Here is a 10,741-nt window from a genome sequence, read left to right as displayed (position 1 = left end):
CGCGGCGGCCAGGGCGGCGGCGCGCGCGAGTCGGAGTTCAAGGAGAACGTGGTCCACATCAACCGCGAGGCCAAGGTCGTCAAGGGCGGCCGGCGCTTCTCCTTCACCGCGCTGGTGGCGGTGGGCGACCAGGCGGGCAAGGTGGGCATCGGCACCGGCAAGGCCAACGAGGTCTCCGAGGCCGTGCGCAAGGCGATCGACTCGGCCAAGCGCGCCATGGTGAAGATCCCCGTGGTCAAGGGCACCGTTCCGCACGACATCATCGGCGAGTCGGGCGCGGGGCGCGTGCTGCTCCGTCCGGCCGCCCCGGGTACCGGCGTGATCGCCGGCGGCGCGGTGCGCTCGGTGCTGGAGTGCGTGGGCATCCACGACATCCTCACCAAGTCGCTGGGGTCGAACAACCCCTTCAACATGGTGCTCGCGACCATGGACGCGCTGCAGAACCTGACCACCCGCGAGCAGATCGCGCTGGAGCGCGGCGTGCCGCTGGAGTCGCTGGGAGGTGTGCGTGGCTAAGATCAAGATCACCCAGACCAAGAGCGGCGTGGGTGCGCCCGCGAAGCACCGCCGTACGCTGGCGGCGCTGGGCATCAAGCACCAGCGCTCCGTGATCCACGAGGACACCCCCCAGATCCGGGGGATGGTCTTCCAGGTGCGCCACCTCGTGCAGGTGAGCGTCGCAGAAGGGCAGGAGAACCATGGCTGATCTTTCCAACCTGCGCCGGCCGGAGGGGTCGCACCGCGACACCAAGCGGCTTGGCCGCGGCCCCGGCACCGGCACCGGCAAGACCGCCGGCAAGGGCCACAAGGGCTCCAAGGCGCGCGCCGGCCACCACGGCCCCGGCGGCGGCAAGGCGCACTTCGAAGGCGGCCAGATGCCGCTCCAGCGCCGCCTGCCCAAGCGCGGCTTCACCCCGCTGAACCGGGTGGAGTACCAGGTCGTCAACCTGTACCAGCTGGAGCAGCTGGACGGCGACGCCGAGATCACCCCCGAGTCGCTGCGCGAGAACGGCCTCATCGGCCACGCGCGCCGGCCCGTGAAGGTGCTCGGCACGGGCGACCTCACGCGCAAGATCGCCATCTCGGCGCACAAGTTCAGCCGCACGGCCCGCGAGAAGATCGAGGGCCTGGGCGGCAGCGTCACGGAGATCGGCTGACCATGTCGAACCCCGTCGCCAACCTGTTCCGGATCCCGGAGCTGAAGGAGAAGATCCTCTTCACGCTCCTGTGCCTCTTCGTCTACCGCATCGGCGCGCACGTCACGGCGCCGGGCATCGACGTGAACGCGCTCCGTGCGTTCGCGCAGTCCATGCAGGGTACGGCGTTCGGGATCTACGACATGTTCGTGGGAGGCGGGCTGTCCAAGGCGACGGTCTTCGCCCTGGGCATCATGCCCTACATCTCGGCCAGCATCATGTTCCAGCTGCTGGCCACGGTGTTCCCGAGCGTCGAGAAGATGCAGAAGGAGGGCGAGGACGGCCGGAAGAAGCTCACGCAGTACACGCGCTACGCCACGGTCGTGCTCGCCATCTTCCAGGCCTACGGCTTCGCGCTCTTCCTGGAGTCGCCGCAGGTCCCCGGCGCGGTGGCGCACCCCGGGTGGAGCTTCCGCTTCATGATGATCCTCACCCTGGTCACGGGCGCGGTGTTCGTGATGTGGCTGGGCGAGCAGATCACCGAGCGCGGCATCGGCAACGGCATGAGCCTGCTCATCTTCTTCTCCATCATCGAGGGGCTGCCCACGGCCATCTTCGAGACGGTGAAGCTCGTGCAGGCCGGCCAGGTGCACGCCGTGGGCGTGCTGGGGCTGATCGTGATGATGCTGGTGACCATCTCCGGCACCGTCGCGATCACCATGGCGGCCCGCAAGATCCCGGTGCAGATCCCGCAGAAGGTCATGGGCCGCGGGCGCATCCGGCAGGGGCAGAAGTCGTTCGTGCCGCTGCGCATCAACTCGGCGGGCGTGATGCCCATCATCTTCGCGCAGTCGATCGTGATCGTGCCGAGCACGCTGGCGGCCTTCACGAAGAACCGCGCGCTGCACGACGCGGCGCAGTGGTTCGCGCCGGGCACGGGCATCTACTACGCGCTGCTCACGCTGCTGATCGTCTTCTTCACGTACTTCTACACGGCCATCATCTTCAACCCGGTGGACCTGGCCGAGAACCTGAAGAAGCAGGGCGCGTTCATCCCCGGCGTGAAGCCGGGCGTGCGCACGGCCGAGTACATCGACCGGGTGCTGAGCCGCATCACGCTGCCGGGGGCGTTCTTCCTGGCGGCCATCGCCATCATCCCGACCGCGGTGCTGCACGCGCTGGGCGTGACCGGCCTGTCGCGCCTGCTGGGCGGCACCGGCCTGCTGATCGTGGTGGGCGTGGGGCTCGACACCGTGCAGCAGATGCAGCAGCACCTTCTGCTTCGCCGCTACGACGGCTTCATGAAGAAGGGCCGGGTGAAGTTCCGCGGGCGGCAGCAGCGGTACATCTAGGCCGCCGCCCATGGACCTCATCCTGCTGGGCGCCCCGGGTGCCGGCAAGGGCACGCAGGGCGCCCTGCTCGCCACCCGCCTGGGCATCCCGAAGATCGCCACCGGCGACATGCTCCGCGACGCGCTGCGGCAAGGCACGCAGCTGGGCCGCGAGGCGAAGAAGTACATGGACGCGGGCGAGCTGGTGCCCGACTCCGTGATCCTGGGGCTGGTGCGCGACGCGCTCTCGCTCCCGGAGGCGAAGGGCGGCGCCGTGTTCGACGGCTATCCGCGCAACGTGGCGCAGGCAGAGAGCCTGGGGGCGATGCTGCGGGAGCTGGGGCGCGGCATCGACGCGGTGGTGAACATCGACGTGCCGGCCGAGGCCATCGTGCGGCGCATGAGCGGGCGGCGGACGGACCCGGAGACGGGCACCGTCTACCACGTGGAGCACAACCCGCCCCCGGCCGACGTGGCCGGACGGGTGGTGCAGCGGCCCGACGACGCGGAGGAGACGGTTCGCAACCGCCTCCGGGTGTACCGCGAGGCTACCGAGCCGCTGGTCGCGTTCTACCGCGCGGCCGGACTGCCCGTGCACGACGTGCCGGGCGACCGGCCCATCGAAGAGGTTCAGGCCGACATCATGGGACGGCTGGGGCGGTGATCCACCTCAAGGCGCCGGACGAGATCGACGCCATGGCGCGGGCGGGGGCGATCATCGCCGATCTGTACCGCGCACTCGCGGCCGAGGTGAGGCCGGGGCGCACCACGCTGGAGCTGGACCGCTTCGCCGAGGAGTTCATTCGCGGCCACGCGGGCGCGGTGCCGGCCTTCAAGGGCCTGTACGGCTTCCCGGCCACGCTGTGCATCAGCGTGAACCACGAGGTGGTGCACGGCATCCCCTCTTCGCGCCGCCGGCTGGTGGAGGGCGACGTGGTGAGCCTGGACTGCGGCGTGAAGCTGGACGGCTTCTTCGCCGACGCGGCGGTGACGCTGCCGGTCGACGAGGTCTCGCCCGAGGCGGAGCGGCTGCTGGAGCGCACGCGTCACGCGCTGGAGATGGGCATCGCCGAGGCTCACCCCGGCAGGCGCCTGGGCGACATCGGCGGCGCGATCCAGGAGGTGGCCGAGGCCGCGGGCTTCGGCATCGTCCGCGAGCTGGTGGGGCACGGCGTGGGGCGCGAGCCGCACGAGGAGCCGCAGGTCCCCAACTACGGGAAGCGCGGCCGCGGCCTCAAGCTGGTGGAGGGCATGGTGCTGGCGATCGAGCCGATGCTCAACGCCGGCACTGCTTCGGTCCGCACGCTGCCCGACCGGTGGACGGTGGTGACCGCCGACCGCCGCATCTCCGCTCACTTCGAGCACACGGTGGCGGTCACGGCCGGCGGGCCGCGCATCCTCACCCTCTGACGCCCCTTGCGGTCAGGGGTTGCAGGACGCGGCGTTCGCCGTTAAGTTTTCAGGCTTCTGTCCAAACACGACCCGAGAGGCGACGATGAAGGTCCGCGCGAGTGTCAAGCCGATCTGCGAGCACTGCAAGGTGATCAAGCGGCGTGGGATTGTTCGCATCATCTGCAAGAAGAACCCGCGCCACAAGCAGCGCCAGGGTTAACCCCAGCTCCGGCTACCAGGAGAAGCACGATGGCCCGCATTGCCGGTGTCGATCTTCCCCGCGAGAAGCGGATTGAGATCGGCCTTACGTACATTTTCGGAATCGGCCGGCCCACGGCGCGCAAGATCGTCGAAGAGGCGGGCGTGAGCCCCGACGAGCGCGTCCACCGCCTGTCGGACGACGACATCAACAAGCTGCGCCGCGTGATCGACGCCCGCTACCGGGTGGAGGGCGTCCTGCGCTCCGAGATCGCGCGCAACATCAAGCGGCTGATGGACATCGGCTCGTATCGCGGCATGCGCCACCGGCGCGGCCTGCCTGTGCGTGGCCAGCGTACGCACACGAACGCCCGCACCAAGAAGGGCCCGCGTCGCGCCATCGCCGGCAAGAAGAAGCCGGGCAAGAAGTAGCAGCCGCATGATCGGGACGGCGCCCGCGCCGTCCCGATGACCACCCCGCCGGAACCCTTCCGGCGGGGACGTGCCGGATTCGCGGTAGGCCGCGAACGACCAAGCCAAGGACATACGAGAGAATGGCCAAGCCGAAGCAGGGCGCCGCTCGTCCCAAGACGAAGCGCCACGTGGAGAGCGAGGGCATCGCCTTCGTGAAGGCGACCTTCAACAACACCATCGTCACCATCACCGACATGGCCGGCAACTCGGTCGTGTGGGGGAGCGCCGGCAAGGCGGGGTTCAAGGGCTCGAAGAAGTCGACCCCGTTCGCCGCCACCGTCGCCGCCGAGCAGTGCGCCCGCGAGGCGATGCAGCTGGGCGTGAAGCGCGTGCACGTGCGCGTGCAAGGCCCCGGATCGGGCCGCGAGTCGGCCATCCAGGCGCTCGCCGCCTCGGGGATCGGCATCCGCTCGATCCGCGACGTGACGCCGATCCCGCACAACGGCTGCCGCCCGCCCAAGAAGCGCCGCGTCTGACGCGAGGTGCCGCGGAGGCGGCGCCCGGGCTCATGCCCCGGCGCCGCCTGCCGCGTTTTCGCAGTGCCGCAGTACCCGATTCTGGCGTAAACCCCCGCGACCGTCGGGGGGACGAAGCCGCCGAGAGAACACACTGGAAGGAGACTACGGTTCATGGCCCGTTACACCGGACCTGTGTGCAAGCTGTGCCGCCGCGAGGGACAGAAGCTGTTCCTGAAGGGCGTCAAGTGCTTCACCGAGAAGTGCCCCGTCGAGCGCCGCCCCTACGCCCCCGGCCAGCACGGCCAGTCGGGCGGCGGACGCCGCAAGAAGGCCTCGGAGTACTCGCACCAGCTGCGCGAGAAGCAGAAGGTGAAGCGCATCTACGGCGTGTCCGAGAAGCCGTTCCGCAACCTGTTCGAGAAGGCCGCGCACCAGCCGGGCGTGACGGGCGAAAACCTGCTCGTGGGCCTCGAGAGCCGTCTGGACAACGTGGTGTATCGCATGGGCTTCGGCGCGTCCCGCAAGGAGGCACGCCAGCTCATCACGCACCGCCACGTGCAGGTCAACGGCCGCACGGTCGACGTGGCCAGCTACGCGGTGGCGCCGGGCGAGGAGATCCGCATCGCCCCCAAGAGCAAGGACATCCTGCCTGTGGAGGCCTCGCTGGCCGCCAAGACCAAGCCGACCACCGTCGGCTGGCTGGCGGTGGACGAGGGCAGCCGCACCGGCCGCATGGTCGGCCGCCCGACGCGCGCGGACATCCCGCTCGCCGTCCAGGAGCAGCTGATCGTCGAACTCTACAGCAAGTAAAGCCGCGGGCGGGACCCGGGCGGCGGGGCGAGAGTTCGCTTCGCCGCCGGGTCCTTTCCTGCATCCTGTCCAATTCTGGGAGGGATTAGTGGAACTCGATCTTACCGGCCTTCAGATGCCGGCGCTGCCGGAGCAGCCGCGTGCGGGGCAGATCGTGCTCCGCCCGCTGGAGCGGGGCTTCGGCCAGACGCTCGGCAACACCATGCGCCGCATCCTGCTTTCCAGCCTGCGCGGCGCGGCCGTCTGGGCGTTCCGGGCGGACGGCGTGCTGCACGAGCACCAGACCATCGCGGGCGTGGTGGAAGACGTCCACCAGGTGATCCGCAACCTCAAGGCGCTCGTCCTGCGCATGGACGACGCGGCCGACGAGGCGATCCTGGAGCTGCGGGCGACCAAGGCGGGCGCGGTCACCGCTCGCAACATCGTCTCGCATGCCTCGGTGGAGGTCGTCAACCCCGACCACCACATCCTCGAGCTGCAGGACGACCGCGACCTGCGCATCGAGCTGTACGTGAACAAGGGCCGCGGCTTCGTGCTGGCCGAGCTGCACCAGGTGCCGCGCGGCATGCCGGCCGACCTGGTTCGCATCGACGCGGTGTACAACCCGGTGACGCGCGCCAACTTCGTGGTCGAGGAGACGCGCGTGGGCCAGCGCACCGACTTCGACCGCCTGGTGCTCGACATCGAGACCAACGGCTCGATCGAGGTGCGCGACGCGGTGCAGTACGCCGCGCGCCTGGCCATCGAGCACCTCTCGTTCCTGGCCGGCGGCTCGCCCGAGTGGCGCTCCGACCGTTCGTGGGGCGAGGACGGCGCCGGGGGCCGCAAGGTGCCGGCCGGCCGCTCGCCGGTGGCGCCGCGCCTGCAGGAGCTGCTCAACCGTCCCATCGAGGACCTGACGGAGCTGAGCGTCCGCAGCCGCAACTCGCTGCAGAAGGAGAACATCCACACCGTCCGCGACCTGGTGCAGCGCACCGAGCAGCAGATGCTGGGGATCGACAACTTCGGCAAGAAGTCCCTTCAGGAGATCAGCGACTTCCTGGCCGGTCACGGGCTGCGCTTCGGCGCGGACCTGGAGCAGGGCGAGGATGGGGCGCTGTGGTGGATCGAGCGCGAGGCCGCGGCCGACGGCGCTGACAACGCAAACGGTGAGAACGGCGCCGGCAACGGCACGGATCCCCAGAAAGAGCTTGAATCATGAGGCACAACAACAAGGGGAGCGCGCTGGGCCGCACCACCAGCCACAAGCTGGCGATGCTGCGTAACATGACCACCAGCCTGTTCCTGCACGGCCGCATCGAGACGACCACGGCCAAGGCCAAGGAGCTGCGTCCGTTCGCGGAGAAGCTGATCACGCTCGCCAAGCGCGGCGACCTGCACTCGCGCCGGCTTGCCGCGCGCCACGTGCAGGACAAGGACGTGCTGTTCCGCCTGTTCGACAGCATCGGCCCGCGCTTCGCGGCGCGGCCGGGCGGCTACACGCGCATCCTCAAGACGGGCTTCCGCCAGGGCGATGGCGCCGACACCGCGCTGATCGAGCTGGTGGACCGTGGCGAGACTGCGGCCCCGGCTGCGGCGGCGAAGTAAGCAGCCTGCTCCGCTTCGGCGGAGAAGGTTGCATCCGTCGCTCCAACGGCGGGTGATCAGGAAGATGAAGAGCCCCGCGGCGCATTCGTGCGCCGCGGGGCTTTTTCTTTCGTGCTTATCTGGTTTTTGCCGACGCCGAATCGACGGACGATCTCCCGATTGCCGATGTCGATCATCTTGACGTCAACGCTGTGCGTCAGCGGCGCCCCGACAGGCTGTTCCACACGACCAGTCCCACGACCCAGGCCAAGCAGGTCCACCAGACGACCTTCGCCGACCGTGACTCCCAGCCCGCGGCCGAGGGGCCGCCGCGGAATGCGCGGTAGTTACGCCACGCCAGGGAGAGGAAAAGCGCCAGGACGAGCAAGTATCCCACCGTCATCGCCCACCCAGCCGTGCGTACGGCCCCGCTCGCAAGTCCGTAGGCGACGGCGAGCGCGCACGCGAGCATCGCGATGCCGAATGCCAGATAACCCGCCTTCAGCTTGTCCAACGTCACCTCGAAATCAGGGTTCAGGCGCTATGGCGATCGGCCAGCAGACGGCTGCGGCCGCGCCAATCGCACCGAGAGCGATACCCGACGAAACCCCGACCTGAAGCCAGAGGGCATTCTCCGCGGAACGGGCGTCGGTCACCTGCTGGTACAGCAGCTTCTCCACGAGCGGATCGTACGGTCCCCCGGAGTAGTGGGCATTGTTGTACTCGATGTACGCGCTGTACCTCTCCGCCGTGGTTTGGCGTGCTTGGAACATCTGGTACGACGAAACCCCGGCAGTCGCGATCGCACCCCACCCGGAGAAACCCAGCTTCACAGCGACACATCCGGCGTAGGCAAGGGGCCCGTTGTTCGCCGTCGTTCCGTCTTCGTCATCATCGCCGGGAAGGGTGCCGGGGGAACTCCGCCCGCCCCTCCGCCGCCTCCGTTCGGATCAACCGCCGGCGGGGGACCGCTGACGGGCGAGCCTCCCGTCGTGCACGCGTTCACATCCGGGTGCCAGAAGCCCAGGTAATCCGTGCAGCCGGTCGCCACCGCGTTCAAAGGATCGATCATCACGTCGCGGGCTACGCTCCTTCCCTCCGGCGTCGTCTCCACTCCGGTCGTGGTCACGTCGGAGCAAGCGGCGCTGAGCGCAAAGACGGTGAGCAGGCTCAACGAGGTTGCGGCGCGCGGCCTGCTGGGCCCCGATCTCCGTAAGTACATGAAAAGATCTCAGGAGGGAAGTGCGGAAGGATTGTCTGAAAGTACCTGTGCTAAAGAACGCCTGTTTCCGCAAAACGGGCAAGTGCTTGCGCTGTGGCGGGTGAATCCTGCTGCGTGGAATCCGCGACGGAGAGTCACAGGAGGGAAAAGAAAAGCGGCCGGCACGTTTCACCGTGCGGCCGCTTATTCGTCGAGCTTGGGCGGGCGGGGCAACTTCACCCGGCCTTGCGGACCTTCCCCGCCGAGAGGCAGCTCGTGCAGACGCGGACGCGCTTGCGCGTGCCGTTGTCCGTCACGATACGGGCGGGCTGAAGGTTCGGGAGCCAGCGACGCTTGGTCTTGTTGTTGGCGTGGCTGACGTTGTTCCCGCTACGCGGGCCCTTGCCGCAAACGGCGCAGAAGGCCATCGGAAGTCTCCTGATGCGTGAATTCGAAGAGCAGACAAGCCAAGGAAAGTATACTCCCGAGGCCCCCGGGTCAAGGCGTGGCGGCGTCCACTTCGCGTTGACACTGCCCGGACGCCCCGCTACGTTTTCCCCCTTGTCCATCCCCCGCCGCCACTTCCCGGCGGCCACCTCACGCAAGACGGGTAATGAAGACCGCGCTGATCACCGGCATCACCGGGCAGGACGGCAGCTACCTCGCGGAGCTGCTGCTGGAGAAGGGCTACCGCGTGTTCGGCCTGGTGCGCCGCAGCTCCACGGTAACCTTCGAGCGGATCGACCATATCCAGGACCGCATCGAGCTGATCTCGGGCGACCTGACCGACCAGAACTCGCTGCTCTATGCGCTCCAGCAGAGCGAGCCGCACGAGGTGTACAACCTGGCGGCGCAGAGCTTCGTGCAGACGTCGTGGAACCAGCCGGTGCTCACGGGCGACATCACGGGGCTGGGCGTGACGCGCATGCTGGAGGCGATCCGGGTGCACAACCCCACGATCCGCTTCTACCAGGCGTCGAGCAGCGAGATGTTCGGCAAGGTGCAGGAGGTGCCGCAGCGCGAGGAGACGCCCTTCTACCCGCGCTCGCCGTACGGCGTGGCGAAGGTGTACGGCCACTGGGCGACCATCAACTACCGCGAGAGCCACAACCTGTTCGCGGTGAGCGGCATTCTGTTCAACCACGAGTCGCCGCGCCGCGGGCTGGAGTTCGTGACGCGCAAGGTGACCGACGCGGTGGCGCGCATCAAGCTGGGCCGCGCGACCGAGCTGCGGCTGGGCAACATGGACGCGCAGCGCGACTGGGGCTTCGCGGGCGACTACGTGCGGGCCATGTGGCTCATGCTCCAGCGCGACGAGCCGGGCGACTACGTGGTGGCCACGGGAGAGACGCACAGCGTGCGCGAGCTGGTGGAGACGGCGTTCTCGTATGCCGACCTGGACTGGCGCGACCACGTGGTGCAGGACGCGCGCTACATGCGCCCGGCCGAGGTGGACCTGCTGGTGGGCGACCCGGCACTGGCCAAGCGCGACCTGGGTTGGGAGCCCGAGGTGAATTTCCAGGGCCTGGTGAAGATGATGGTGGACGCCGACCTGGCCCGGCTGGGCCGTTCGCGCCCGGCGGGCGAGACCGGCGGCCTGTAGCCGCCGTGCGCGCACTGGTCACGGGCGCGGCGGGCTTCGTGGGCTCGCACCTGGTGCGGAGCCTTCTGAACGACGGCCACGCGGTGTTCGCGGGCTCGCTGGAGGGTGCGGCGCCGGCGGGCGCGGAGCCGGGTGCGACGTGGCTGCCGCTGGACGTGACGTCCGCCGCCTCCGTGCGTGCGGCGCTGGGCGCGGCGCGGCCGGACGCGGTGTTCCACCTGGCCGGCCAGGCGTCGGTCGGCGCGTCGTTCGAGGACGCGCTGGGGACGTGGGACGTGAACGCCACCGGCACCCTGCGCCTGGTCCACGCCGTGGGCCGGGCGGCGCGCGTGCTGGTGGTGAGCTCGGCCGAGGTCTACGGCTTCGTGCCGGAGGACGAGCAGCCGATCCCGGAGACGAGGCCGCTGAGGCCCGCAAACCCGTACGCGGCGTCGAAGGCGGCGGCGGAGATGGCGGCGGTGCAGGCCAGCCTCTCCGGCGCGGCCGACGCGGTGGTGGCGCGCAGCTTCAACCACACGGGGCCGGGGCAGGACGCGCGCTTCTCGCTGCCCAGCTTCGCCCGCCAGCTCGCG

18 protein-coding genes are annotated in these 10,741 nt (G+C 69.2%); 14 read left to right on the top strand and 4 right to left on the bottom strand.

Features of this window, described 5'->3' with window-relative positions:
• The 12 genes from rpsE to rplQ all read left to right on the top strand — a co-directional run.
• Positions 1-516: 30S ribosomal protein S5 (gene rpsE / locus VFE05_14310; protein ID HET6231242.1), on the top strand; the 516-nt coding region annotated here is incomplete at its 5' end.
• Complete coding sequence (gene rpmD, locus VFE05_14305; GenBank protein HET6231241.1) at positions 509-706, top strand: 50S ribosomal protein L30; 198 nt, start codon at positions 509-511, stop codon at positions 704-706. The genes rpsE and rpmD, both read left to right, overlap by 8 nt.
• Positions 699-1,157 (top strand): 50S ribosomal protein L15, encoded by a 459-nt coding sequence (gene rplO / locus VFE05_14300; GenBank protein ID HET6231240.1) that lies wholly within the window; start codon positions 699-701, stop codon positions 1,155-1,157. Before rpmD ends, rplO begins: the two co-directional genes overlap by 8 nt.
• A 2-nt stretch (positions 1,158-1,159) precedes the next feature.
• Entirely contained in the window at positions 1,160-2,488 is a 1,329-nt protein-coding gene (gene secY, locus VFE05_14295) for a preprotein translocase subunit SecY (GenBank protein HET6231239.1), read from the top strand.
• Positions 2,489-2,498: 10 nt separating this feature from the next.
• Positions 2,499-3,131, top strand: a complete 633-nt coding sequence (locus tag VFE05_14290) for an adenylate kinase (protein ID HET6231238.1) — start codon at positions 2,499-2,501, stop codon at positions 3,129-3,131.
• On the top strand, positions 3,128-3,877 hold the full coding sequence (gene map, locus VFE05_14285; GenBank protein HET6231237.1) for a type I methionyl aminopeptidase: 750 nt from the start codon (positions 3,128-3,130) through the stop codon (positions 3,875-3,877). The genes VFE05_14290 and map overlap by 4 nt, the downstream gene beginning before the upstream one ends.
• A gap of 85 nt (positions 3,878-3,962) precedes the next feature.
• Entirely contained in the window at positions 3,963-4,079 is a 117-nt protein-coding gene (rpmJ, locus tag VFE05_14280) for a 50S ribosomal protein L36 (protein ID HET6231236.1), read from the top strand.
• Between the two features lie 29 nt (positions 4,080-4,108).
• Positions 4,109-4,489 carry a 30S ribosomal protein S13 gene (gene rpsM / locus VFE05_14275; protein ID HET6231235.1) on the top strand — a complete coding sequence of 127 codons (381 nt, stop codon included), beginning with the start codon at positions 4,109-4,111 and terminating at the stop codon, positions 4,487-4,489.
• Between the two features lie 122 nt (positions 4,490-4,611).
• A complete protein-coding gene (gene rpsK / locus VFE05_14270) occupies positions 4,612-5,007 on the top strand; it encodes a 30S ribosomal protein S11 (GenBank protein ID HET6231234.1) in 396 nt (131 codons plus the stop codon).
• Positions 5,008-5,160: 153 nt separating this feature from the next.
• Positions 5,161-5,799 (top strand): 30S ribosomal protein S4, encoded by a 639-nt coding sequence (gene rpsD, locus VFE05_14265; protein ID HET6231233.1) that lies wholly within the window; start codon positions 5,161-5,163, stop codon positions 5,797-5,799.
• A gap of 88 nt (positions 5,800-5,887) precedes the next feature.
• Positions 5,888-7,000 carry a DNA-directed RNA polymerase subunit alpha gene (locus VFE05_14260; protein HET6231232.1) on the top strand — a complete coding sequence of 371 codons (1,113 nt, stop codon included), beginning with the start codon at positions 5,888-5,890 and terminating at the stop codon, positions 6,998-7,000.
• Positions 6,997-7,386: a 50S ribosomal protein L17 gene (gene rplQ / locus VFE05_14255; protein HET6231231.1), complete on the top strand. Its 390-nt coding sequence runs from the start codon at positions 6,997-6,999 to the stop codon at positions 7,384-7,386. Before VFE05_14260 ends, rplQ begins: the two co-directional genes overlap by 4 nt.
• A 196-nt stretch (positions 7,387-7,582) precedes the next feature.
• On the opposite strand, the gene VFE05_14250 is transcribed toward rplQ, so the two are convergent.
• The 4 genes from VFE05_14250 to rpmB all read right to left on the bottom strand — a co-directional run bounded on the left by VFE05_14250 (position 7,583) and on the right by rpmB (position 8,994).
• Positions 7,583-7,879 carry a hypothetical protein gene (locus tag VFE05_14250; GenBank protein ID HET6231230.1) on the bottom strand — a complete coding sequence of 99 codons (297 nt, stop codon included), beginning with the start codon at positions 7,877-7,879 and terminating at the stop codon, positions 7,583-7,585.
• 13 nt (positions 7,880-7,892) lie between these two features.
• Positions 7,893-8,198 carry a hypothetical protein gene (locus VFE05_14245; GenBank protein ID HET6231229.1) on the bottom strand — a complete coding sequence of 102 codons (306 nt, stop codon included), beginning with the start codon at positions 8,196-8,198 and terminating at the stop codon, positions 7,893-7,895.
• Positions 8,195-8,539 (bottom strand): hypothetical protein, encoded by a 345-nt coding sequence (locus tag VFE05_14240; GenBank protein HET6231228.1) that lies wholly within the window; start codon positions 8,537-8,539, stop codon positions 8,195-8,197. Before VFE05_14240 ends, VFE05_14245 begins: the two co-directional genes overlap by 4 nt.
• 263 nt (positions 8,540-8,802) lie before the next feature.
• Positions 8,803-8,994, bottom strand: coding sequence for a 50S ribosomal protein L28 (gene rpmB, locus VFE05_14235; protein ID HET6231227.1), 192 nt, complete (start codon positions 8,992-8,994; stop codon positions 8,803-8,805).
• Between the two features lie 185 nt (positions 8,995-9,179).
• Here rpmB and gmd point away from each other — a divergent pair, with 185 nt between their 5' ends.
• Positions 9,180-10,169: a GDP-mannose 4,6-dehydratase gene (gene gmd / locus VFE05_14230; protein HET6231226.1), complete on the top strand. Its 990-nt coding sequence runs from the start codon at positions 9,180-9,182 to the stop codon at positions 10,167-10,169.
• Between the two features lie 5 nt (positions 10,170-10,174).
• Positions 10,175-10,741, top strand: a 567-nt coding sequence (locus VFE05_14225; protein HET6231225.1) for an NAD-dependent epimerase/dehydratase family protein, incomplete at its 3' end; no start/stop codon positions are given.

It is taken from the genome of Longimicrobiaceae bacterium (genome assembly GCA_035696245.1).
In the GTDB taxonomy this organism is placed as follows: domain Bacteria; phylum Gemmatimonadota; class Gemmatimonadetes; order Longimicrobiales; family Longimicrobiaceae; genus DASRQW01.
Note: the sequence above shows the minus strand (reverse complement) of the source record. Positions and strands in the feature narration are given on the sequence as shown.

Bases quoted from the DNA above. Each gene is read 5' to 3' on its own strand.
- rplO (HET6231240.1), top strand. From the start codon at position 699: ATGGCTGATCTTTCCAACCTGCGCCGGCCGGAGGGGTCGCACCGCGAC.
- secY (HET6231239.1), top strand. From the start codon at position 1,160: ATGTCGAACCCCGTCGCCAACCTGTTCCGGATCCCGGAGCTGAAGGAG.
- VFE05_14290 (HET6231238.1), top strand. From the start codon at position 2,499: ATGGACCTCATCCTGCTGGGCGCCCCGGGTGCCGGCAAGGGCACGCAG.
- rpmJ (HET6231236.1), top strand. From the start codon at position 3,963: ATGAAGGTCCGCGCGAGTGTCAAGCCGATCTGCGAGCACTGCAAGGTG.
- rpsM (HET6231235.1), top strand. From the start codon at position 4,109: ATGGCCCGCATTGCCGGTGTCGATCTTCCCCGCGAGAAGCGGATTGAG.
- rpsK (HET6231234.1), top strand. From the start codon at position 4,612: ATGGCCAAGCCGAAGCAGGGCGCCGCTCGTCCCAAGACGAAGCGCCAC.
- rpsD (HET6231233.1), top strand. From the start codon at position 5,161: ATGGCCCGTTACACCGGACCTGTGTGCAAGCTGTGCCGCCGCGAGGGA.
- rplQ (HET6231231.1), top strand. From the start codon at position 6,997: ATGAGGCACAACAACAAGGGGAGCGCGCTGGGCCGCACCACCAGCCAC.
- rpmB (HET6231227.1), bottom strand. From the start codon at position 8,994: ATGGCCTTCTGCGCCGTTTGCGGCAAGGGCCCGCGTAGCGGGAACAAC.
- gmd (HET6231226.1), top strand. From the start codon at position 9,180: ATGAAGACCGCGCTGATCACCGGCATCACCGGGCAGGACGGCAGCTAC.